At 49.8% G+C, this 24,071-nt stretch carries 24 protein-coding genes; 11 read left to right on the top strand and 13 right to left on the bottom strand.

Annotated features, from left to right (window positions below):
- The 6 genes from KK083_RS08660 to KK083_RS08685 form a co-directional block, all read right to left on the bottom strand.
- Positions 1-421, bottom strand: a 421-nt coding sequence (locus tag KK083_RS08660) for an FAD-dependent oxidoreductase (RefSeq protein WP_254162534.1), incomplete at its 3' end; no start/stop codon positions are given.
- Positions 418-1,944, bottom strand: coding sequence for a polyamine aminopropyltransferase (locus tag KK083_RS08665; RefSeq protein WP_254162535.1), 1,527 nt, complete (start codon positions 1,942-1,944; stop codon positions 418-420). The genes KK083_RS08665 and KK083_RS08660, both read right to left, overlap by 4 nt.
- An 8-nt stretch (positions 1,945-1,952) precedes the next feature.
- Positions 1,953-2,159, bottom strand: a complete 207-nt coding sequence (locus tag KK083_RS08670; protein ID WP_254162537.1) for a DUF350 domain-containing protein — start codon at positions 2,157-2,159, stop codon at positions 1,953-1,955.
- A gap of 196 nt (positions 2,160-2,355) precedes the next feature.
- Complete coding sequence (locus KK083_RS08675; RefSeq protein WP_254162539.1) at positions 2,356-3,615, bottom strand: DUF4178 domain-containing protein; 1,260 nt, start codon at positions 3,613-3,615, stop codon at positions 2,356-2,358.
- Complete coding sequence (locus tag KK083_RS08680; protein WP_254162541.1) at positions 3,602-4,234, bottom strand: hypothetical protein; 633 nt, start codon at positions 4,232-4,234, stop codon at positions 3,602-3,604. The genes KK083_RS08675 and KK083_RS08680 overlap by 14 nt, the downstream gene beginning before the upstream one ends.
- A gap of 5 nt (positions 4,235-4,239) precedes the next feature.
- Positions 4,240-4,566, bottom strand: a complete 327-nt coding sequence (locus KK083_RS08685) for an S-adenosylmethionine decarboxylase family protein (protein ID WP_317195221.1) — start codon at positions 4,564-4,566, stop codon at positions 4,240-4,242.
- 461 nt (positions 4,567-5,027) lie between these two features.
- On the opposite strand from KK083_RS08685, the gene KK083_RS08690 reads away from it, so the two are divergent.
- Both KK083_RS08690 and KK083_RS08695 read left to right on the top strand, forming a co-directional pair.
- Positions 5,028-7,325, top strand: a complete 2,298-nt coding sequence (locus KK083_RS08690) for a transglycosylase domain-containing protein (protein WP_254162545.1) — start codon at positions 5,028-5,030, stop codon at positions 7,323-7,325.
- 330 nt (positions 7,326-7,655) lie between these two features.
- Positions 7,656-8,837 (top strand): MBL fold metallo-hydrolase, encoded by a 1,182-nt coding sequence (locus tag KK083_RS08695; protein WP_254162547.1) that lies wholly within the window; start codon positions 7,656-7,658, stop codon positions 8,835-8,837.
- Positions 8,838-8,847: 10 nt separating this feature from the next.
- Here the strand turns inward: KK083_RS08695 and KK083_RS08700 are convergent, their stop codons facing one another.
- Positions 8,848-9,348: an endonuclease V gene (locus KK083_RS08700; protein ID WP_254162549.1), complete on the bottom strand. Its 501-nt coding sequence runs from the start codon at positions 9,346-9,348 to the stop codon at positions 8,848-8,850.
- A 154-nt stretch (positions 9,349-9,502) separates the two neighbouring features.
- On the opposite strand from KK083_RS08700, the gene KK083_RS08705 reads away from it, so the two are divergent.
- The 4 genes from KK083_RS08705 (at position 9,503) to KK083_RS08720 (ending at position 12,850) form a co-directional block, all read left to right on the top strand.
- Entirely contained in the window at positions 9,503-10,180 is a 678-nt protein-coding gene (locus KK083_RS08705) for a response regulator transcription factor (protein ID WP_254162551.1), read from the top strand.
- A complete protein-coding gene (locus KK083_RS08710) occupies positions 10,177-11,451 on the top strand; it encodes a sensor histidine kinase (protein WP_254162553.1) in 1,275 nt (424 codons plus the stop codon). The genes KK083_RS08705 and KK083_RS08710 overlap by 4 nt, the downstream gene beginning before the upstream one ends.
- Before the next feature lie 63 nt (positions 11,452-11,514).
- Entirely contained in the window at positions 11,515-12,321 is an 807-nt protein-coding gene (locus KK083_RS08715; protein WP_254162555.1) for an HAEPLYID family protein, read from the top strand.
- A gap of 85 nt (positions 12,322-12,406) precedes the next feature.
- Entirely contained in the window at positions 12,407-12,850 is a 444-nt protein-coding gene (locus tag KK083_RS08720) for a PepSY-like domain-containing protein (RefSeq protein WP_254162557.1), read from the top strand.
- A gap of 70 nt (positions 12,851-12,920) precedes the next feature.
- Here KK083_RS08720 and KK083_RS08725 read toward each other — a convergent pair whose 3' ends face one another.
- A complete protein-coding gene (locus KK083_RS08725; RefSeq protein WP_254162559.1) occupies positions 12,921-13,946 on the bottom strand; it encodes a patatin-like phospholipase family protein in 1,026 nt (341 codons plus the stop codon).
- Positions 13,947-14,365: 419 nt separating this feature from the next.
- Here KK083_RS08725 and KK083_RS08730 point away from each other — a divergent pair, with 419 nt between their 5' ends.
- Both KK083_RS08730 and KK083_RS08735 read left to right on the top strand, forming a co-directional pair.
- Positions 14,366-14,863: a thermonuclease family protein gene (locus KK083_RS08730; protein WP_254162561.1), complete on the top strand. Its 498-nt coding sequence runs from the start codon at positions 14,366-14,368 to the stop codon at positions 14,861-14,863.
- Positions 14,864-15,131: 268 nt separating this feature from the next.
- Positions 15,132-15,524, top strand: a complete 393-nt coding sequence (locus tag KK083_RS08735) for an Hsp20 family protein (RefSeq protein ID WP_254162563.1) — start codon at positions 15,132-15,134, stop codon at positions 15,522-15,524.
- A 14-nt stretch (positions 15,525-15,538) separates the two neighbouring features.
- Here KK083_RS08735 and KK083_RS08740 read toward each other — a convergent pair whose 3' ends face one another.
- A complete protein-coding gene (locus KK083_RS08740; RefSeq protein ID WP_254162565.1) occupies positions 15,539-16,597 on the bottom strand; it encodes a GNAT family N-acetyltransferase in 1,059 nt (352 codons plus the stop codon).
- A gap of 314 nt (positions 16,598-16,911) precedes the next feature.
- On the opposite strand from KK083_RS08740, the gene KK083_RS08745 reads away from it, so the two are divergent.
- Positions 16,912-17,499, top strand: coding sequence for a hypothetical protein (locus tag KK083_RS08745; protein ID WP_254162567.1), 588 nt, complete (start codon positions 16,912-16,914; stop codon positions 17,497-17,499).
- A 43-nt stretch (positions 17,500-17,542) separates the two neighbouring features.
- Here KK083_RS08745 and KK083_RS08750 read toward each other — a convergent pair whose 3' ends face one another.
- From KK083_RS08750 to KK083_RS08760, 3 genes are all read right to left on the bottom strand, one after another.
- Positions 17,543-18,640: an adenylate/guanylate cyclase domain-containing protein gene (locus tag KK083_RS08750; RefSeq protein ID WP_254162569.1), complete on the bottom strand. Its 1,098-nt coding sequence runs from the start codon at positions 18,638-18,640 to the stop codon at positions 17,543-17,545.
- A gap of 255 nt (positions 18,641-18,895) precedes the next feature.
- Positions 18,896-19,159 carry a hypothetical protein gene (locus KK083_RS08755; RefSeq protein WP_254162571.1) on the bottom strand — a complete coding sequence of 88 codons (264 nt, stop codon included), beginning with the start codon at positions 19,157-19,159 and terminating at the stop codon, positions 18,896-18,898.
- A gap of 178 nt (positions 19,160-19,337) precedes the next feature.
- Positions 19,338-20,144, bottom strand: coding sequence for a hypothetical protein (locus KK083_RS08760; protein ID WP_254162574.1), 807 nt, complete (start codon positions 20,142-20,144; stop codon positions 19,338-19,340).
- 135 nt (positions 20,145-20,279) lie between these two features.
- On the opposite strand from KK083_RS08760, the gene KK083_RS08765 reads away from it, so the two are divergent.
- Entirely contained in the window at positions 20,280-22,577 is a 2,298-nt protein-coding gene (locus KK083_RS08765) for a GH92 family glycosyl hydrolase (RefSeq protein ID WP_254162576.1), read from the top strand.
- A gap of 37 nt (positions 22,578-22,614) precedes the next feature.
- Here KK083_RS08765 and KK083_RS08770 read toward each other — a convergent pair whose 3' ends face one another.
- On the bottom strand, positions 22,615-22,923 hold the full coding sequence (locus tag KK083_RS08770; RefSeq protein ID WP_254162578.1) for a hypothetical protein: 309 nt from the start codon (positions 22,921-22,923) through the stop codon (positions 22,615-22,617).
- A gap of 514 nt (positions 22,924-23,437) precedes the next feature.
- Between KK083_RS08770 and KK083_RS08775 the strand changes: the two genes are divergently transcribed.
- Entirely contained in the window at positions 23,438-23,941 is a 504-nt protein-coding gene (locus KK083_RS08775; RefSeq protein WP_254162580.1) for a DinB family protein, read from the top strand.
- The last annotated feature ends 130 nt before the right edge of the window (positions 23,942-24,071 follow it).

Raw genomic sequence — 24,071 nt, forward strand, 5'->3', positions numbered from 1 at the left:
TAACAGCGGTGATCCCGCCAGCCGCCGGCTGAAATGCCGTGAGCTCAGCGGCAGTTGGGCCCGGGAGCGGAAGGGAGTGTGCGGCCCATGGATATGCTGACACCTTGTTGCTTCCCCCCATGGCATTTCCGCCCGTGTTCTCTTCGAGCTCGAGCAGGATAAAATTGTCAGTGTGTTTTTTCAGGTAACGCGCCGCCGACAAACCTGCCACACCACCGCCAACAATAACGATATCTGTTCGTAACGATTCTGCGGGCGCTCCAAAATCCATGGTACGAAGGCGGTGCCCCAACGCGGCGTTAGGCCCCATGATCTGACCTGGAATAACGGAAGGCTTATGACAGGCCTGTAATGAAGGCAGCACCATGGAGAGTCCAAGTCCCTGGGCTGCGCGTGCAACAAAGTTTCTCCTGGAGATCATCTCGTGTAGATAGCCCACTCCTTTTCAAATGTATTTACCAGCACCTGGTTGTTGAGCGTGTTCGCCTGGCTCTCCACCGGTCCCATGTCAGGCGGGAAAACGAAAAGCTGCGCAACACTGTTCCCGTCCAGGAACTTCAGGCCCGAAGGCAGATGATAGCGGTTTAAAAATGGTCTTTTGGCTGCGAGCACAAAACCCCATTCTCCGAATGAAGGCACGTAGCAGTGATACGGTTGTGTTTCTAAACCCGCGCGTGTCAGCGTTTCATTAATGATCCAGAACGACTTGCGGGCAACGTAGGGTGATGTGGACTGGATCACCAGCGCACCTTCGGGCGATAATATGCGGTGCAGCTCACGATAAAATGATGTGGTATAAAGCTTACCCAAAGAATAGTTGGAAGGGTCCGGGAAATCCACCACAATAAAATCGAAGGTTTGTTTCTGTTCGCGGATCCAGATAAAAGCATCCTGGTTGATGATGGTTACTTTGGGAGAAGCGAAGGCATGATCATTCAGGGTTTGCAGCGCCTGGTTGCTCATGAACATTTCTGTCACGGCCTTGTCAAGGTCTACCAGCGTGATCTTCTGCACCGAAGGATATTTCAGGATCTCCCGTACCGCCATACCATCGCCGCCACCCAGCACAAGAATGTTCTTCGGCGCGTGCAGCTGCGACAGGCCGGGGTGAACAAGGGCTTCGTGGTAGCGGTACTCATCGGCAGAGCTGAACTGGAGGTTGCCATTGAGGAACAAACGCCAGTCGATCGCGCTTCGCGTCAGCACGATCCGCTGGTAAGGGCTCGACTTTGCGTACACGATCTTATCAGGATAGGTGAGCGACTCTGATATTGTGGTGAGCTTGTCGGCAAACGCAAACCCGGCGGTGAGCAGCGCAAGGCAGATCACGGCGCTCCATTGCAGCCTTGAAAATCTTTTAAGATCATGCCTGAAACGCCGGGCAACGATCCACGCTACGGCCACATTCAGTAGACCGAAAAAGAAAGAGGTCCTTAACAGCCCCAGGTACGGAATAAAGATCAGCGGGAAAAGCAGGGATGCGAAGAGCGCGCCGATGTAATCGAACGTAAAGATGCGCGAGACCAGGTCACTGAACTCGATGCGGTCTTTCAGAATGCGCATGAGCAGGGGCAACTCGAGACCTACCAGTGTGCCTGTCATCACAACGAGTGAATACAACAACACCCTGAAGTAGACCACTTGTTCGAAAAGAATGAACAAGATGCCTGCGCTGAAACCACCCACCATACCCACCAGCAGCTCGATGCTGATGAACCAGTACAACAAATTGTTTTTCACAAAACGCGACAGGTAGGAACCGATGCCCATGGCAAACAGGTAGGTGCCGATGATGGTCGAGAATTGTGTTACCGAATCGCCCAGCAGATAACTGGCGAGCGCGCCGGCGATGAGCTCGTATACCAGTCCACAGGTGGCTACTACAAACACAGAGATCAGCAGCAGCCACTGATACGCCCCGGACGTCCGTTGATCGGCGGTCATGTGCGCCATTAACTGTGGATAGCTGAAGCGATGATAATGGCAATGGCGATCATAAAGGCGGCCGCGACGATCGCAATCGCCACGTTCTGTTTTTCAATGATCTCCTTCCACACGTTCTCAGGTGTGATCTTTTCGAAGATCCAGAAGCAGATGCCCAAAATGGCAATGCCGATCAGCGAATAAACGATTGATGCCAGAATGTATTTGAATTCCATAGATTGAAAATTATTATTTGTGATATCGATAAACATGTCCTGACCTTCCGGTGCCCCGGACGGGTTCTGCTTTTGTAGGATTGAACCACAGCCATCCTACCATTCCTGAATAAATAAAGAATCCGATCAGGAGAATAGAATAAATGATAAAATACCGAAGTCCTTTAATATCGTCCCAATTCATAGATCCGCCTGTTTATTCTTCTGTATAATAAGGTGAATAATCGCTATCGCTCCACCGTTTCCGTTCGCGGTAATGCTTTCGCACAAAATAAAAAGCCGGGAACAACAGCAACCCGATGGCTGTAAGATAAAAATTAGTGGATACAGGCACATCGCGTTTTACCGTGACGGAAAATGCGTGATTGTTAAAATTGAATTCCGGATAGATATTGATGTGATACCTTCCTGCCGGGATCATCGACAGGATTGCTTCGGCCGTATGCGTACCCTCCGTCCACCGGTAGCCCTCATCATATCCCGAATAAAATTCAACCTCCTCTGTAAAATTATACTCATCACCGGTATCATCGTTGATCAGGGAAAACTCAGTGAAGAACCAGTTGTTCTCAACAGGCGCGTAAATATAGAACTCCACGTTGCGCATTCCGCCGGTCAGGTCGAACGAAGACGTGGCGATCATTTTCTGATCCTGCAGGTCTGTATCATGATAGTCATGCTGAAAAACCACCTTATCTTCTGCGGACGAGCTCATGGTCAACTGCGCGAGCAGGGTGGTCAAAAACACCAGCACACTGAACAGGATGAGCGCTTTATCACTGTATGACGAGTTGAAAGGTTGTGTATAGCCCACACCTTGCCTGGGCGGCATTTTACTTAACGGTATTGAAAACGCTTCCGCTATCTCTTTCGGTTTGAAATACTCGCCCTGGCACCAGAGTACGCTGTCGTTGCTTTTCTCCAGGGCCAGCATGTAGGGCGGCGCGATGAACTCCGAGTTCACCGTAGATTCCGTGACATCAAGAACATCGAAAAAGAATTCACCCTTGGCAAACACTACCTGGGCATTGTATTTCTGATACAGGCGGTATTCGGCACCCTCGTAATTAAAATCGTCAACCTTGATATTATTCCTTGGATCACCTTCAATGGGCCACAGAAAATTCCAGTGACCATCGTACTCCGACAGGAATGCATAACCCCTGTAAGGACTGAACAGCAAGTACTCGCACCACTTGAAATGGTATCTCGTTTCCTGCTTCACCACAAATCCCATCACTTCATACACGAAGTTGTCGATCTTTCCCCTGGTGCCGATGGGAATGGCCTGATACTCCTTCAGGTGCTGAAATTCAGCCGCAGCCTTGTTCCACTTTCCCGTGCGAAAATAGGTTCCGCAAGCCTTGCAGGTGAGGGCAACGGTCAGAGCTTTGCCACGAAGCTGATTCTCAGCACTACACTTGGGACACGAAACGTTATGGTTATTTCCACTCATTCCAGGCGATAATGTTTTTAAGGTTGAGCTTCTGCACATCCACTTTTTTTCCCAGCATACATTCTATCTCGCCTTTTTCAACGACGAATGCAGCGGTGTCATCTTCAGACCGGCTGGCCTGCACGAAGAAGAAGCCGGGGGAAAACAATTTCCAGTGAGCGATCTCGCCTTCATAACTTACACTTTCACACTTCTCCACGTATTCTCCCCTGAGATTCAAATTTCTTACCCGTATCGATGCGTCGGCGTGCAAATGTGAGATACCCTTGTTATAGGCAATCCAGTCGGGAATAAAAACGGCGAAGCTTGCAAAGGACTCCATCATCCATAAGCTCTTGCCATTTTTGAGAACGCAGCACCAGAAATTCTTATAATCGTTCCGCAGCTGCAGCCTCACACGGCCCACCACGGTAAAAGTATTTCCATCGTATTCACCGGTGGTGTTCAGCTGAACAAAGCTCCAGTCTGCCGGCACACGCGCAGGCACTGGCTTGATGCCGCTGTCAACATTTTCAAATACAATACCACAGCAGTTCTTGCATACCAGTAACGTGGTATTTTCCAGCACAGCCGTATTGAATGCGCCACAACCCGGGCAATTGAAAATTTTATCTGCCACGTTGATTATCTGTCTATGATCTGTTCGAACAATACGGTAGCCTTAAAATATTCCTTCACCCGCTGATACAGCAAACGGGTAACAGGCCTGTTGTCTTTGAGATGGTTGGATAAAAAGACATCGAACGTGAGATATTGATTTTCAGGCCAGGTGTGAATGGAAAGATGCGACTCTGTGAGGCACACCACACCGGTATATCCTCCGTTCTGGAAATCGTGATAGACCTCTCCCACCTTACACAGGTTATGCTGATCCACCAGCATATCAATGAAGTTTTTGAAAGACTCAAAACCAGTAAGCTTGCTGAGATCTGTCACGGCAAGATTTGCCACAATATGAAGACCGGGTACAGGCGTGAAACTGGCAGGTTTTTCAGAATTCAAGACTACAGAATGCGCAGGGTGCAAGGGTAAAGGGTTTTTCAAGTTTAACTATTTTCTTCATTCTATTCAACATGTGAAGGTAAACGCCTCGTGATTCAAATACGGCGGTACGATTTCATCGCAAAAATGATTCATAAAAAATAAAAATTTTTAAATCGGTGCTGAAATTTAACCGCGGAGGACGCGGAGAAGACGCAGAGGGCCGCGGGAGGTTTTTTTTAGGAATGGTAAAAGTGCGTCAGCGAAACCTTTGCGTTCTTCTGACAACATCAGATAACCGATTCAAGTAAATCTGCGCAGATTAGAGGAGTACTGCCTGCATTTCTCTGCGTTTCCTTTGCGTTCTTTGCGTTTATGCATTTCTGAAACAGAAAAAATTGATAGCTTTAGGGTCGTTCATCAAGACCCCTATGCAAACTTCTTCCCTGTCTGCTTTCCTGGCAAAGATCAACGGTTATCTGTGCCTTGAAAAAACCTGGTTCAAAAAATTGATCAGGGCCATCTGGATCATCGTGCTGTGTATGACATTGGGCACGTCCCTCTATATCGTCGCGGTTACCCATGATCTCTTCGGTTTGTTCGGTGGTATGCCCAGCCTGAAGGCGATTGAAAACCCGGAGAACGACCTGTCATCAGAAGTGATCTCGGCAGATGGTGTTTCGCTGGGCCGATACTACAGCTTCAACCGCAGCCAGGTTTCTTATGACGATCTTTCGCCCGTGCTGGTGAGAACGCTGCTCATCTCCGAAGATCATCGTTTCTATGAGCACTCGGGTTTGGACCTGTGGGCTTTTGTGCGTGTGTTCTGGGGCATGGTCACGCTCAACCTGCAAGGCGGCGGAAGCACCCTCACGCAGCAGACAGCAAAAAATCTTTTCAGCACCCGGGGCGATGAGCTTCAGGGCTCGCTTGCCAAACTCGGCGGGCCATTCGAGATCCTCGTGAGCAAAACCAAGGAGTGGATCATTGCCGTGGAGCTTGAAAAAAATTTCACCAAAGAAGAGATCATCGCCCTGTATCTCAACACGGTGCCCTTTAATAACAACGCATATGGCATCAAGGTGGCCGCGGAAACTTATTTCAGAAAAACTCCCGACAAGCTCAACATCCAGGAGTCAGCTTTACTGGTGGGCATGCTGCAAGGCACCAGTTGGTTCAATCCCATTGCCCATCCGGAAAGAGCGCTGAACAAACGTAACGAAGTGTTGCAAAAAATGCTGGTGCACGGATACATCGCTTCGAAGCAAAAAGCAGACTCGATCAAAGCCATTCCGCTTCAGCTTAACTTCACACCCCAGCGCCAGGACGAAGGGCCAGCACCTTATTTTGTGATGAACACCCTGCAACGCTACCTGCAGGCGTGGTGCAAAGAACACGGCTACGATCTCACTGAAGCAGGTCTGAAGATCCACACCACGTTAGACAGTCGCATGCAGCGCTACGCAGAAGAAGCCATGACCCAGCACATGAGCAAACTTCAGCAGATGTTTGAACGTGAATGGGGAAGCAGAAATCCATGGGTTGATGACGATAACCAGGAGATCAAAAATTTTCTGCAGCGCAAGATCCGCCGAAGCGATACCTATCGGGCACTCGTAAAACGATATGGCGCCGACTCCGATTCAGTTGAGCTGCTGCTCAGGGAGAAGAGACACATGCGGGTTTTCACCTGGCGGGGAGACCGCGATACTCTTTTCAGTGCTTATGATTCGCTGAAATACTATAACAGGTTTCTTCAGGCCGGACTCATGTCGATGGATAGCGAAACCGGCGCTGTAAGAGCATGGATGGGTGGCATCGACTACACCTATTTTCAGTACGACCACGTGCGCCAGGGCACGCGCCAGCCAGGCTCTACCTTCAAACCTTTTGTGTATGGGCTGGCCATGGAAGAAGGATACTCGCCCTGCCAGGAGCTGTACGACATCTCGCCCACACTGACCATCGATGGAAAGATCTATCACCCGAGAAACGCAGACGGCACTTATGGCGATGGAAAACTTTATACGCTGCGTCAGGCCATGGCCAAATCACTGAACTCCATCACCATTCAGATGATAGACCGCCTGAAACCCGAGAATGTGGTGAAGTTCGCGCACAAGCTCGGTGTCACTTCGAAGCTCGATCCCGTATACTCACTCGGCCTGGGCACCAGCAATGTTTCGTTGTACGAGATGGTGGCGGCCTATTGCAGCTTTGCGAACCTCGGCATTTACCGCCAACCTTATTTTATCACACGCATCGAAGACAAGAACGGCAATGTGCTCGAAACCTTCGTGCCCACCTCGAAGCAGGTGATGGATGAAACCACTGCCTATAAGATGGTGCACATGCTCAAGGGTGGTGTTGAAGAAGAGGGTGGCACCTCGCAGAGCGTGAGCAGCTTTGTGCGAGAAGAGAATGAGATCGGCGGCAAGACCGGAACCACAGACAATGGATCAGACGGTTGGTACATGGGCATAACCCACAACCTGGTCACGGGTGTGTGGGTGGGTGGCGATGAACCCAGCATCCACTTTCCGCGGTGGGGTGCCGGCTCCGGCGGAAAAACCGCGCTGCCCATCTGGGATAAGTACATGACCCGCGTATACCAGCATCCTGAAACAGGCTACCGCAAGGGAAGCTTCAAACAACCCAGCACAGACCTCGGCATCACCCTGGAATGCGATCAGTTTCAGCAGGACTCGACCTTTCAGACGACGTTTTGAAATACGTTTAACCGCAGAGGTCGCCCCCGCCTTCGCTAAAGCTACAGCGGGCAAGGAGAGAAGCGCAAAGGAGCGGTTCATTTTGGCCGTCATCCTGAATGGTGGTTTTGAGCGTAGGAATGTGCGAATGAAGGATCCCCATTTGACAGCGTGCCTACGAAGTGCAATGCGCTCGAATTAAGTACGCAGTAAGCGACCTGGGGATCCTTCGCTCCCGCGTGCGATCACACCTGCAGCGCTCTGGATGACGGTTTTCAGAAAAAGCGTACAATAATTTCCTACCGCTTACGTCTTTTGCTGATATCACCCCACTTTTAATTGACCTGTTCAATGAAAAGGTTTCTGAAAATACTTAAAATGATTGGTCTGACACTCGGAGGTATCATCCTCCTGCTTATTATCATCACCGTTGCATTCGTCAACCTGAGTCCACAGTTTGGAAAAAGTCCTTCGGAAGAACAACAAAAGGCTTTCGCTGCTACCGGGCATTTCAAAGACGGCAAGTTTGAAAACCTGATCCCTACTACCCTCGACCTTGGGTTTTCGAAGGGCGTATCGGTGACGTTCGATATGCTGTTCAGAAAAGGTCCTGACAGGGAACCCGGCGCGCCGCTTCCGCTGAAGAAGATCGAGCCCGCGGTGGTGGCGAACCGTGCGCCGGACATCGCCAGGCTCACCTGGTTCGGGCACTCCGCCTGCCTGCTGGAGATCGATGGAAAAAAGATCCTGTTCGATCCTATGCTCGGTCAATATGCCGGACCGATCCCGGGGCTGTCGCCAAAAAGATACAACGAAGAATTACCGATCGAGATTGACGCGCTTCCGTTCATTGACGCCATTGTGATCTCGCACGATCATTATGACCACCTCGATCATGGATCCATCCTGAAGCTGAAAGAAAAAACAGGAAGGTTCTACGTTCCGCTGGGCGTTGCCGCGCATCTTATCTCATGGGGTGTGAAACCTGAAAATATCACAGAGCTTGACTGGTGGCAGGAAGCGCAGCACGACGGGTTCACTTTTATCTGCGCACCGGCACGGCATTTCTCCGGTCGTGGATTCAGCAGGAACGTAACATTGTGGAGCTCGTGGATCGTAAAAACGGCAAGCCAGCAGTTGTACTTCAGCGGTGACAGCGGTTATGGCCCACACTTCAAAGAAATCGGTGAGAAGTATGGCCCCATGGATTTTGTGATGATGGAATGCGGTCAATACAATGAGTTATGGAAGAGCATTCACATGATGCCGGAGGAAACGGTACAGGCCACCTTAGATGTGAAAGGAAAAATGTTGCTACCCATTCATTGGGGCGCCTTCACCCTGGCATTGCACAGCTGGCATGACCCGGCCATCAGGGTAACGGCAGCAGCGCAGGCAGTTAACCTCCCCGTTGCTACGCCGATCATCGGTGAACAGATCATGCTGGATTATAAGAATGTGCCGCAATCGAAGTGGTGGATGAGAGAGTCCACGGTCCACGGTCGACAGTCCACGGCAGTACGGGTTAAATGATGGGGGTGTACTATTTTTTAGTGAGGCCATCCAGGTGCTTCAACAAAGTCGGGATGCGGTAATCGCCGTGCATGTGTCTGATGTAGTTGCTGGCTACGTCCAGGTCGATGCCCAGCGCGGTGACAAATAGCGGACGTTCACTCTCGCCGCGAAAAACTTCACGTTTGCCTTCGTTGATCAACGCAAAATTTGTTTTGGCTACGCCGATCACCGGGATCTTTTGATCGAGGCGCCCGTAGAGATGCCCGCCAAGACCGGGTTTACCGTGGTCGTCGAGAATAACGAACCCGTCTATGATAATGGCTTCGACTTCAGTCAGATCGATCCTGCTCAACAAGCTAAGGATGCATGGGAGCTCTCTTTTGTAAAATTCGCCGGGTTGATAGTCGGCAACATCATCAAGCGTTTCCGTGAAAACCTCATGGGGTTGTGCGTCGGTCCAGGCGTTGAAACCGATGGCAACCGTTTTGGCCTTTTTATCGGAATAATAGGTATCGAAGGCAAGTATCATGGTTCAGGCCTGTAAATACAGCTTTTTGCAGAAACATAAAAGTATCGTAAAGCCGCTTAAAACCGCCGGCATTCCATTCAATTTTAAACATTCCAGGTTGTTTCCGGAATTGTGGCCTATTTTTGTGTGAAGTTCAAACGGCATCAAAAAGCAGATGAAGATCCTGGTGATAGAAGACGAGCCCGACATGCGTGAGGTGATCATTGACTCGCTGGAAAAGGAAAAATTCCTCGTTGAAAGTGCGGCTGGCTATCATGCCGCGATGGATAAAGTGGCCGCCTATGATTACGATTGCATCCTGCTCGATATTATGCTTCCCGACGGCAGCGGACTCTCCCTGCTGGAAGAATTCAAAAAACTGAAAAAGCGCGACAGCGTCATCATCATCTCAGCAAAAAATGCGGTTGACGATAAAGTAAAAGGTCTCAACCTGGGCGCCGACGATTACCTGGCAAAACCTTTTCACCTGGCCGAGCTTACGGCCCGCGTAAAGTCTGTGATCAGAAGAAAAACCGCTGAAGGGCAAATGATGCTCGAGCTGAACAACATCACCGTAGACACCGGCAACCGTGTGGTGTATGTGGCCGGGCAGGAACTGGCGCTGAACCGGAAGGAGTTCGACATTCTCGCTTATTTCATGGCCAACAAGAACAGGCTCATCAACAAGACCGCGCTGGCCGAACACATCTGGGGTGATGGTACAGACCAGGCAGACGATTTCGAGTTCATCTACTCGCAGATCAAGAACCTGAGAAAAAAACTGAAAGATGCAGACGCGGCGGTGGAGATCCAGGCCGTGTATGGCATCGGGTACAAACTGGCAGGCCGTTGAAATTACTGAACCATACGCTCTCTTACCTTGCGGTGATGCTCCTGGTGGTGATCGGGGCATGGGCTACTATTTTTTATGTGAACATGCTGGATGAGATTCAGGACAGCATCGACGATGGCCTCGAGAACTCCAAGCTGCTGATCATCGACAAAGTAAAAGAAGACACCATCCTGCTGCACAAAACCGATTTCATGGAAAGCAACTATGCGATCCATGCCATCACGGAAGAAACGGCCCGCAATTATCACGAGGCCTACCTGGACTCCACGCTTTATATGCAGAATGAAGAAGACAACGAGCCAGTGAGGATCCTCAAAACGGCTTTCCGCGCCACCAACGGAAAGTACTACGAGCTGCAGATCGTCTCCTCGATGGTGGAAGAAGACGACCTGATCGAAGACTTATTCTTCGCCATCCTCTGGCTCTATGTTGCATTGCTGGCCAGCGTGCTCATCATCAACAATCTGCTGCTCCGACGGATTTGGAAACCTTTCTATCACGCGCTCGACAACCTCGAAAGATTCAAACCCGGCAGCCAGGAAAGTTTCACACCTGTGAGCAGTAACGTGAATGAATTCAGCAGCCTGAACAAGACCATTGCATCGCTACTGCAGCGGACTACAGAGACCTTCAATAGCCAGAAACAGTTTATCGAAAATGCGGCGCACGAGCTGCAAACGCCGCTGGCCATCAGCATCAACAAGCTGGAATTGCTCACGGAGAAAAATACACTTACGGAAGATCAGCTGCACGAGATCGGGGCCGTGATCAATAACCTTGAGCGGCTCACACGACTCAACAAAACCTTGCTGCTGCTTTCGCGCATCGAGAACAGACAGTTTCCGGAAGTTCATTCGATAGATTTCAACGCATTGGTGAACCGGCTTGTGACACTCTTCACAGACCTGGCCGAGTTCAAATCCGTGAAGATCACTGTGATCGATAAGGGTACATTATCCGGCAACATGAACGCGGAGCTGGCCGAGATCCTGGTATCGAATCTTTTAAAAAATGCCATCACCCACAATTACCCGGGAGGGTTTGTTGAAGTAACGGTCGATGGCACTGGCCTCTCCGTTGCCAACAGCAGCGGGTCTGCAGCGCTCGATGCCACTCAGGTGTTCAAACGGTTTTACAAAAATTCGCCCGAAAAAAATTCCTCCGGCCTGGGGCTGGCCATCGTGAAGTCCATCGCTGACTACTATCAATTATCTGTCGGCTACACACACAACGGCCGGCATCAGTTCACCATCAGGTTCCCTGAAGCTTAAAAGGGTTTTCCCGATTGTTTCCTGTTTCGCATCCTTTTTTTGCCAGCAGAAAACAACGAGCTTATGACACAATACCGGATCATTTTAATAGCACTCACAACATTATGTCTCAGGGGATTTTCACAAACACCGGATGCGCTGCCCGCCAAGGTATCACATGCGGAGCCCATTTACTTTGACCTGATCCGCGACCTGGGCGCGCGCAAAGGTGAGCGTGAGCTGAACATCGGTATAGGTATGACGAGTACCCGCAGCTATACAGCACACACTTATCTTGTTGAATACGAGTTCGCACCCCTGAACAGGCTTGGCCTGGAGATCGAGCTGCCCCTCGCTTTTTATTCACCTGTGAGCAAAGAAAACGCAGCGGGCCTCCACGCGCATAGTGGCATCGAAGGCATCAAGACGGCTGTTCAATACTCGTTCTTTGTCTCTGAAAAATTGCAGACCACCATGGCTGCAGGTTATATCTTTGAATCGAAGCAGGGTCCGAACCTGCTGCGGCGACGGGGCGGCCTCCACAATCCTTTTATGATCATTGCCAAAAAATGGGGCAGCCAGTTTCACAGCCTGATCTACGCAGGTCCATCTTTTGAACGCGATACAGAATATAAGCGCCAAAAAACCAGCTGGCTCGTGAATGCCAACGTTCACTATACCCTGCCGGGCACCAGGAACTTTGTGGGCATCGAGACCAATGAAAAGATCGATCACCATCACTTCGAAATGATCGTCAGGCCACAGGTAAAGATGGCACTGAGCGCCACCACATCGCTGGGGCTTGCTTTAGGAATTCCCGCCGGCGTTCATGACACGCATCTCGACTTTTTGCTACGCTGGGTGTACGAGGCCCGGAAAAAAGTGAAATAGGGCGAATGTTTCCAGGTTGTTTCCGGAATCGTATCACAATTTTGAATCATTAATAATATATTGTCGAACATAAAAAGTATCAATCATGAAAACGCTGATCTTTATTTTATTAGGAGCCGCCGGACTTCATACCGTAGCCGCTGCTCAGGATATTCCACAAAGCCAGGTGCCCGCGGTTGTATTGAACGCATTTCAATCGAAGTTCCAGAATACGAAAGATCTTGAATGGGAGCTCAAGGGGGAATTGTACAAGGCAGAGTTCGAGGTGGGCTCACGCGAGCATGAGGTGTGGATCAACAAAAGTGGTGTGATCACCCGCCACAAAGAAGATTTTCCCAAGAGCCAGCTGCCGGAAGTGATCCGCGAAAAGCTGGCAAAGGAATTCAAAGACTACAAGATCGACGATGCCGATAAGATCGAAGCAGATGGAAAGATCTTCTATCAGGTAGACCTCGACAGCCCTCAGGGAGACCGCAAACTGCTGTTCAGGGCCGACGGCCAGTTGCAGGAAAATAAACAGGGCAAATAAGAGTTTTGAGCTGTGAGCCGCGAGCTTCGAGGGCGTTCCCGTCTCGCAGCTCGCGGCTCATAACCCGAGGCTATACCAAAACGGGCTCCGAGATCTCGCTCAGGAACTGCTTCAGCGCTTTGATCTTTTCCTTGTTCTCCGTGATCTGTTTCTTCACTTCCAGCTCCAGGTACTCTCTCGTAACCGTGCGGGCATCAGCCATATCTGAATATTCCTTGTCTTTGATCTCGATGTTCAACCGGAGATAATTTCCATCGGCGAGCATCTCACCACTTTCGTAATCGGTTGTCTGATTCACGCCCCGCATCATGATGTCGGTGATCCTGGTCACCCATTGCAGCTGTCCCCAGCGCACTGCTTCCTTGCGTGTAATGGTACCGGTATAAGAGCCGGTGCCCAGCGAGAGCACCCTGATGTCTTCAAAGGCCACGGGCGTTCCGTCTTTCTTTTTATAAAAACCTCTGTTGCCATATTTGCTGATCTCGGCGATGGCTGCCATGGTGGGGTTGTTCACATACACGCCACCGTCGATGCCGGTGAGCTGTTTGCCTTTGTAGTTGAACGTGTAGGCAGGCAGATACGTCGGGGCTGCGGAAGTAGCGCGGCAAATATCGTGGATCTTTGCGTTGGCACTTTCATCGCCATGGGCTTCGGCCGACTTAAAAAACACGGGACGGTTGCCACTCAGGTCATAAGTTGAAACGAGGATGGGGCGCAGCGAATCTTTAATGCGTTGTCCCGCTACAAATTGACGCAATACCTTCTCAACCCCCGAAGCACTGTATGCCGGCGAGAACAGGTCGGTGATGCCGTACAGGAACTTCCAGATGCCGGAGCGGACCGGGAAGATCACCTTGCCTTTTTGAATGTAGATCTCGGCAATATCTTTCAGGTTATACATGGGCTTGTCCGGATCTTTGCGGTCGCGAAGGGTGAGGCACGATGCAATGAGTCCTCCGGTGGAAGTGCCGGCCACCATATCGAATGTATCCAGCACACTTTTACCGGTGATCTCTTCCACTTTTTGAAGGATGCGGGTGGGCACAATGCCGCGCAAACCGCCCCCGTCGATGGTCAGGATATTGAATGTTGACATAAGGTATTTTTTTAAGTTTATCGATGAACAGGAGAAATATTTTGATCACACGATGCGGTGACGGACATGCACAATAGCCAGAAAATAAAAAAACCCATCTTTTTCATCACCTCTTGAAGGTGTCAGAAATAGATGGGCTCTATGCATTCAATATAGAAAAGTGGCCGGTATTCTCCAAATTAAATCAGTAGGCAATTGACAATAGGCAGTAGGCAACGTGCAGGCCCTGAGGTACAAGACTGTGTTACGTTCGCCAACCAAGGCATACGAAGCTTGCCAAACTTGACTGCAACTCGTCCTTTGCCTACTGTCCCGATCTTGATCGGTCCCGATAGCTATCGGGATGCCTACTGCCTACTGATACCAAAAGCCTATATTTGAACGTTTGACAACGAGACTACATCATTCGCACACGGCCCATGCACTATTTTTTAAACTTTACCATTACCCTCTTTTTTCTATTCCACAACATTCATCCACTCGCTCCAGGGCGCACTGGCGACACGAAGCCGAAATATTATGTTGTTTCAAAGGTGGTTGACGGAGACACCTTCCGTGTTAATGACGGAACGGAAAAAGGCATGCGGGTAAGGCTCATCGGTGTGGATGCGCCCGAATCGCGGAATACCGGGAGAAAGAAAATAGGATACTTCGGCAAACAATCGAAGGAATATTTGCAGAAGCTGCTCACCGGAAAAAAAGTGCGACTCGAATTTGACGTGGGTAAAACGGATCGATATGGCAGAACCCTCGCCTATGTTTACCTGCAAGACGGCACCTTCGTGAACGCCTCTCTCATCAAACAGGGTTATGCCATGGTAATGACCGTGCCGCCCAATGTCAAATTCGCCGACCTCTTTACCAAACTTCAGCAGGAAGCGAGGAGGGGTAATAAAGGTCTGTGGGGCAAACATTAGTTAGTGAATGGTATTCGGGTATTCGGTAATCGGTTTTGAGAGTTTTATACACCGTTACTGATTACCGATTACCGGTCACTGATTACTGATTACCGGTTACCGGTTACCGGTTACCGATCACCGGTTCACCAACTCCTGACAGGATTTCCTGATCTTAAAATAGTTCCCGCCGCATTCAGCAAATCTGTCTTCCTCTCCGCCTATTTGTCCTGAAATGGAAACTGGTATAGGTGTTGTTCCTCACCGTTCCCGAAGGAGAAAACCTGAAATGAAAAAGAAGAGAATGAATAAGAAATTCAAAGATCTGCTCACCTCTATAGATGTATTGAACACCATTAACGGTGGCGTAAGCGAGCCGTACATGTCGTTCACCAAAAATGCGGATGGCCACGAAATGAGGGTCCGCGTGCCTGGCGTCGGTAAAGAATCCATGCAGGTTGAGATCAACAACCACGAGCTTTCGGTTTATTACCTGTTGCCCCTTGAAGTATCGGGCCAGCTGCTGCAAATGCCCCAGGTAGTTTACAAGCAGATGATCCCCTATTACATAGAGGCCGGTGGTATTAAAGCCGTTTATGATCACAATGAGCTGGTGGTGAAGCTGCCGTTCAACGAAGAATCGAACGACAATCACCGGAAGATCGAGATCGACGAGGTATAAGCAGCCATAAAAAGTTATCCTGCTATGCGGGATTTCATCTCCACCAGAAGGGCAGCCGCCATCTCTTCCGGAACAGCAGATGAGAATATTTCCTGAATGATCTTCAGCAAGTGCGATGAAAAAAAACCGTCCTGGCGGTCAGGTAAATTGGAGGCCCAAACACTGATACACCTGATGAGGCGGTATTTTTCATCCTGCACATCATACACCACCACGGCATGGATACTGTCATCTTCCGAATAAGGGAAGCACAGCAGCACCGGAAAATCAAAAAGCCCGGCATCCTTCAGCTCGGGGATCAGGTTGGCATCAAAAAATTCATACATCAGCACACTGCTCTCGATCCTGAACTGTTGCAGCAGCGCGCGCAATGTCGAAAGCGCCTTGTGCATCACGTGCAGGGGCGTTTTTTCGACGGAGAACTGATCGATCGGCAACCAATGCTGTGAGCTGAAATCGAGATACTGAAGGGCCTCTGTTCCGATGCCCAGCTTGTAATTGAAAAAACTGTAACCCGGCACAAAATAACCGGGGTAAAAGAAACTGAGACCGGAAGCTTTGCAGTATTCCAGTTTCTGATAGATAAGATACTTACCCAGGCTGTACTTCTTGTAATCGGGATCGTAAAAAGAAGTGATGCCTGCTCCGCTCGTTGCGCCGATATCGAAAAAACCGGCACCGATCAGCTTTCCCTGGTCATAGACACAAACTTCGAGTGTATGGTAAAGGTCGTGCAGCGAGTTCCGGTACATCAGCTCCTTTAACGAAGACGACACTTCGAACGAAATGCCCAGCTTATATTTTGCATAGAGCTCCTCTTTTGCGGCATTGATAGAAGCGCGCTTTACTTCCGTTCTGAAACCAGCATTGCGCTTCATCAATTTCTGTTGCTGCTTATCATGTGTGAGATCCGGCAACACTATCCTGAGCCAGATGGCGCCGTAAAGCTGGTGCCTGAAATTGAGAAAATTGGTTGTAAAGATAGTCTGCCCCATCCTGAACCAGCCTCTTTCAAGATAGCCATCAAGCTCGCCGGGAAGTAATTTCTGAGGATGATGTACTTGCGCAAACATGCCACTCCGAAAATTTAAATATCGATCCTTATCCGGTCTCATGCAAGGCCTTTTTATTTACGGAAGCACTAGTCATCAACGATATGCAATCCGTTGCAACCGTCCTGTATGAACTTGAGCACCACGGAAGGTGAAACAACCTGGCAAAAAAAAGACGATCATCAAGCAATGAAGGGTATGGTGGCGCCGGCCTCACAGTTTTTTGCTTTATAACCGCTTATCTTACATATAACACACAAGGCGGTTATTTAAGCCTTTTGCCGGCTGCGCGCTAAACGGCCATCGTTTATCTTGCAGTTTGAAAAATCAATTTTATGAGATCAGTTCATAACACCTCGGGTGTCATTAAATTCTACGGTGTGGCAGCATTGCTGTTTTTTACTTCGGCAGTGTCAGGGCAAAGCCTCAACAGCAACTGGAGGCAGGACCTGTCTGCTTCGCTTGAGCAGTTTTTAAAATGTAAGGAAACTTCGCCCGAGGGCAACAAGTGCGTCAATTTTATCGGAGAGTCGCTGAACAAAGTTTACAGGGTCAACGATTTTTATTCTCAGAAGCTCGGCAGGTTCATGGCTGCAGGCGAGATCTCCTCTTATTTAAAAGACAGTGACAAGTGGACGCTGCTGGGCCATTCATACGAACAAACCACCCTGGCTACAGCACAGGATTATGCCAATGCAAAAAAGGCAGTGGTTGCCGTTTACATGAACGCCGAAGGCATCGGACACGCCGTAGTGATCACACCAGGCGAGCTCAAACCTTCAGGATCATGGGGTCTCAATGTGCCTTCTGCGGCATCGTTCTTCGCTACCGATCCTGAAAAATCGTTTGTAGACAAAGGCCTGTCATACGCTTTTGCCAAGAACATGTTGAAAGACGTGCTCATCTACGGCAGAAAGTACTAGGTTTGAAGTTTCAGGTTTAAAGTTTAAGGTTTCAAGTTGGGCGTCAGGCTGCCATGATGGGTTGCAGGGCGCTCAACAGCACTTCTTTTTCTTTTCCTCTCAGCTTGATAGAGCCCAGTGGCCGCGCTGCATAATGGCCCGGCAGACAGAGCTTGGCAATAAGCTCCGCAGATGAGATCACTTCGGCGTTGAACTCCTTGCACATGCTCAGCATCCTGGACGTTGTGTTCAGCACATCGCCGGAATACGTGATATCCCTTTTCATGATGCCTACTTCACCCGCCATCACTTTTCCGCAGTGAATGCCAGCCTTGAATGACGGCACCAGTCCGTAACGGTGCAGGTACTTGTCTTTCATCTGACTGATGCGTTGTTTGATATCGAAAAAGCACTGCACGCACTGGCTGTTCTTGAGACCGTCTTCCTGCTTCCAGGCCACGATCACCTCATCGCCCACATACTGGTAGATCTCTCCTTTGTTCTCGAGGATGGGATCGGTGATGTCTGCGAAAAAATCCTTCAACAGCGTGTGATATTTTTCATCGCCGAGCCGCTCGGCCATGGTGGTGGATTCATTCAGGTCGAGGAACATAAAGATCCTGTTCTCTTCCTGGGGTGTGTTGTATTTGCCGCGGATGATGTTGCCGAAGGCGCCGTACCCGAACTTGCTGTTGATCTGCAGCAGCAGCTGTGTAACGGCCACCACCATAAACCAGGTCATGATGTTTTTGGCGCGGGAGCTGTCGAGTAAAAAATCCCGGAAGGCTTCAACAGCCACAGGATCGGAGAGTGGCCGGCCGGTGCGGATAGGTACAGAAACAGCGCCCAGCACGGTAACAATAATGAGAATGACCATCACAAACCACAAGCTCACGGCGAGCACGGTGTATCCATACGATTTGTCAGCATACTTCACGTTGACATAAAACACAAGGGCCGAACCTCCCAGCATGGCGCCGATCAATGCCGAACCCGAATTCAATGCCAATGAAAAGAGAAACGAATATTCAGCAGAAGGCCCAAGCGAGTTATGCGTATGTAGCAGGAGGTGGTCATACAGCGACATCAGAAAACCAACAACCAGCCATGCCCCGGTGATCACGGAGAGCTGTCGTAGTTTGATCTGTGTGCTTTGACTCATTGTTTTTAAACTTTCCGCCCACGCCCTATGCGTGCAGCGATCATGATCCAAAAGTACACGAAAGCTTCTTCCTGGCAGGGTTGTAATTGCGACTTTAAATAGGGGGAATTACGACTTTGAGAAGGTACGAGGTACGATTTACGAGGTACGATTGAGGGGCTTTACTGTATTGCTGCTGAATCCACGGCCAGCGTCGTTTAACAATAGCACAATACGAAGCCGTTAACCCGTACTTCGTACCTCGTATCTTGTACCTTATTTCTTCCGCTTGAATTTATCAATCCACCTATTTGCTTCTCGCTGGTGTTTGAGCTGGCCGCTGGCGAGAAACTGCGTCAACTTTTCATTCATGGGCTCGCGGGAAGTGAGGTGATAATAGCCGCAGTCGTCACATTTGTAAACGGCAATGGGAGCCTGACCGGCAGCGTATTCGTTCCGGGTCCACAGCTCGATCAGCACATCCTCCGCCAGCTGCTGGGTGTCGAACTGTTTTTTACCTGATATACAACCGGGATTCATAGGATTTACAGGATAAACAGATTAAATACCTTGATGGGATAACCCCCTGCCTGCGCGACCTGTCACAACATCGCGAGTAGGCTTCACAAGTTAGCACATAGCCAAAGTAAAGGGAAGCACTTTTTATCAAATCGGAAATGGGAAACGTTACCGGCGGCTTGTCAAAACTTTTACAAACTCAATATAAACGTTTCGCGGGGGCGGGCGATTTCAGGCTGAGCCAGAAGACGTGCAGTGGCTCCTTTCTTTCTGCAACACCATTGTGATTGGCATCGTGCCTGGCAAAGATAAACATCACATCGTTTCTGGGATCGTACTGAGAACGCTCCACGGAATAGTCGGCGGGGATCAGCTGCGTCCTTTCGGTACACGAGGCATTGAAGTGATAAAACCTCCGCAGGTCTTTTTTATTGATCAGCGTATCCATATTGCTATCCGCATCATAAACAGAAACGAGGTAATAGTCGCGGTTCACAGGCTTCTCATATAATGAGTCCTGGATGAAGGATGGATAATATAACGACTTCACCAGCACGGGATGATCGAACAGGCGATCGAGCTTCTCCGTTGTCATGTCGTAATGGGCGATGCTGAGCAGGTGATATCCATGGATCAGGTCGAGGCCTGGCATATAGTGTGGGTCACGTTCGTCGTAGTAGTCATCGTAATACGTTCTACCGGACACGGTATCCTGTCTGTATACCGTCACAAGCCGGTGTTGCTGAAGACCGGTGAGCACTACTTTCTGCGGATTGGATGGGATCTGACCGGTGCCGCTGATCGAATTCGTGGTGTCAGCAGGGTCTGTCGCGGCGTCTGACGTTTCGTAGCGGATCTGCTCCTCTTTCGCGTCGTTGCCAGACCAGCACGATGACGCCAGCAGTGATACAATAAGGAACATGGATCCGGCATGGAAAGGGCGATGCGCCGCGGGAACAGTATTCATCAGCATAATTTTGTCTGAAAAATATAGAATTAAAGCCATGTTTGATAACCGGGGTTAAAATTTTGAAGCCATGCATCCGGCAAAGACACGTGATTTTCAGAGGCCAGGCCGGCTTGTTCATGCTGCTTATTGACCATCGCGTGAACTTGTGTATTTTGGCGCCAATTACCACTTATGAAAAGAAGTCTGATCCTTTGCCTCTTCATCGTTCCCGCACTGTGCATCGCACAAAACCAACCCGACGGAAACCTGGTGCAGTTCGTGAACCCGCTCATCGGTACACACAAGATGGGCCATACCTATCCCGGTGCCACGGTGCCTTTCGGCATGGTGCAGCTCAGCCCCGAGACCGATACGCTGTTGTACGATCACCAGGGCAAATACAATGGTCCCGTGTATAAATATTGTGCAGGCTACCAATATGACGACCCCACCATTGTAGGCTTCAGCCACACACACTTCAGCGGAACGGGACACTCCGACCTCGGTGACTTCCTCATCATGCCCACGGAAGGTGCGCTTCAGCTGAACCCCGGCACGGAAGCACATCCTGAAAAGGGTTACCGGTCAGTCTTTTCGCACCAGAACGAAGTGGCAGAGCCTGGCTACTATAAAGTGTTGCTCGACGATCACCAGATCACCGCCGAGCTTACCGCCAGCAACCGCGTGGGCTTTCATCAATATACATTCCCTGCTTCCGATCGATCGCACATCATCCTCGACCTGATCAGCGGAATTTATAATTATGAGGATAAAAATGTCTGGACGTTTGTGCGGGTAGAGAATGATACCCTGATCACCGGCTACAGACAGACCACCGGATGGGCCCGCACCCGTACCGTTTACTTTGCCATGTCGTTTTCAAAACCCTTCTACCAGTATGGCAACATGGATTACTCGAAGCCCCAGGTGTACAAAGGCTTCTGGGGCAAGTTCGACCAGCGGAAAAATTTCCCGGAGACTGCAGGACGCCAGATCAGGATGTATTTCGATTTCAAAACAACCGCAGGTGAAAAAGTGAAAATAAAATTCGCGCTCTCGCCTGTGAGCACGGAAGGAGCATTACAGAACATGAAGGCCGAAGTTCCGCACTGGGATTTTGAACGGGTAAAAAAAGAAGCACAGTCGTTGTGGAATCAGGCGTTGTCTAAAGTAACCGTGAACACTGAAAAACGCGACGATAAGATCAATTTTTACACGGCCATGTATCACACTTTTCTGGGTCCCACCACCTACATGGATGTGAACGGCAGCTATCGCGGTCTTGACCAGCTGAACCACACTGCGGCAGACTTTACCAACTACACAACCTTCTCGCTGTGGGATACATATCGCGCGCTGCATCCGCTCTTCAATATCCTGCAGCCTAAGCGCAATGCAGATATGGTGAAGTCCATGCTCGCGCACTACGAACAAAGTGTACACCCCATGCTTCCGGTGTGGTCGCATCACGCCAACGAGAACTGGTGCATGATCGGCTATCACAGCGTTTCTGTGATCGCCGACGCTGCCATCAAGGGCAATGCCGGCTTTGATGCGCAGAAGGCACTGGATGCCTGCGTGACCACTGCGCGACAGAAATTTTACGGCGGACTCGATTCCTACATGGCGATGGGTTATGTGCCCGATGAAAAAAATGCTTCGTCCGTATCGATGACGCTGGAGTATGCTTATGACGACTGGTGCATCGCACAGCTGGCGAAGAAGCTCGGACGACAGGAGATCCATGACGAGTTCATGAAACGCTCCGCCAACTGGAAGAATGTTTTCGATGCCTCGATCGGATACACACGGCCGCGACTGGCCAACGGAAGCTTCAGGAAAGAATTCGATGTGCTGAGCACGCACGGTCAGGGGTTCATTGAAGGCAACGCCTGGAATTATAGCCTGTATGTTCCCCATGACCCAGATGCCATGATCAGGCTGATGGGAGGCCCGAAACGTTTTGTAACGCATCTTGACTCTTTGTTCACCATGTACCTGCCCGACAAATTCTTTGCAGAGACGGAAGACATCACCCGCGAAGGCATCATCGGCAACTACGTGCATGGCAATGAGCCTGCCCATCACGTTGCGTATCTCTACAACTGGGCGGGCCAGCCCTGGAAAACACAGGAACGTGTGCGCATGATCCTCAAAAAACAATATCAGGCTTCACCCGACGGCCTCGGTGGCAACGACGACTGCGGACAAATGAGCGCGTGGTATATTTTCAGCTCGCTTGGGTTTTATCCGGTGGCACCTGGCTCGGATCAGTACGCTATTGGAAGTCCTGCCGTACAAAACGCAACCCTGAAGCTCGAGAACGGAAACACGCTGACGATCGAAGCCAGGAACCAGGGCGACAAAAATGTTTATGTGCAAAAAGTGGAAGTGAACGGCGTTGTGCTGAAGAGGCTTTACCTGACCCACGCAGAGATCATGGATGGCGGGAAGATCACATTTTATATGGGTGCCAAACCGAAAAAATAAGCCGGAAACTACTCTGGCAGCTTCCGGCTAAAGCCAACTATTTGTTTTCTTGTTCCGATATAGCGATGGGATCGGTATTGCAGTTTTCAAACTCGAGCGCTACCGAAGCAATGGCGCCCTGGTGAGCTTCTTCCATGGTATGTCCTTCATTCTGCAGCTGATTGAATTTCGTAAACCACTGCTCCATTTTCTTTTCAAAACAACCATCATCGTTCAGGATGGTGGCCATTTTTACCGGTTCGCCTTCCGCGGTTGTGTTTTCTGCTGTTTTCTGGTCGCCAGCACTGTTACAGGCCGTCACCAGGTAGAGTACAATACAGTAGGTCAGAATGTTTTTCAGTTTCATGGGGTTAAAAATTAACAGTGGTAAATTTAGCGGGGTGCGCCAAGGTGATTTAGACGAAGCGGCGCCATATCTTATCCAACGCTCCGGGGTGCTGTTTTGCAGAAATACAACCACCCCATAGTACTATTCTACTATACACGCTGGTATAATTGTACTACCGGCCGGGCTGAACGCAGGTTTTGATATCCGTATTGATACTGATTTTTCACTTTCTTTGAATCTTTGGCAAAAGGCAAAAACTGCTTTTTATGATAAAATCTTACATGCCTTCAACATGCCATCTCCACGCCATTGTTGGTGTGCCCCCCGTGCCATTGTTGGTGTGCTCCCTCGCCATTGTTGGTGTTCTTCACCAACAAGCCCCCCTTCCATTAACAAGCCCACTCCTCCAACAGACCACGCCGCCAGCATGCCCAAAAAATAAATTTTCACCCCCCAACCCATACTGACATAGGGCTGTCACAGGTCGGTGTTTGCTTTGTAACACAACAATTCAACACTAAAACATCAGTATATGGAAAACTCAGTTCTTGAAACCAAGCAGATTCCCGTGATCTCATCCGAAATTTTATTGGCACAGTGGCAGGGGCACCGCCGGTTAACCCGCAAAATGATCGAAGCTTTTCCGGAGGATAAACTTTTTACCTACTCCATTGGCGGAATGCGTCCTTTTGCCGCACTGGTGATCGAAATGCTTACCATGGCCGGTCCTGGCATCAAGGGTATGATCTCCGGTAAGTGGGACAATTACAGCGACGTAGAAAAAAGCTTCAAGGCTACCACCCGCGCCGAGCTGCTCAAGCTGTGGGATGAAGCGACCGCACAGATCAACGAGCTGTTTCCCAAGATCACACCCGAGCGGTTCCATGAAACGGTGAAGGTATTCGGCCAGTACGAAGGGCCGGTGTATTGGTCGATATTCTATTTTATCGATAACGAGATCCACCACCGCGGACAAGGATACGTGTATCTCCGTTCACTGGGCATTGAACCGCCGGCATTTTGGGACCGATATTAAATAGGTACGAGGTACAAAATACGAAGTACGTGCAGTCCAGATCATAGATATCGCTTTGCATTACTTCGTACCTCGTATTTCGTACCTCGTACTGGTCCTGGCATAAATATTTGGGTCTGATATTAAAAAC

Source organism: Chryseosolibacter histidinae (genome assembly GCF_018598225.1).
GTDB classification, from domain to species: Bacteria; Bacteroidota; Bacteroidia; order Cytophagales; family Cyclobacteriaceae; genus Chryseosolibacter; species Chryseosolibacter histidini.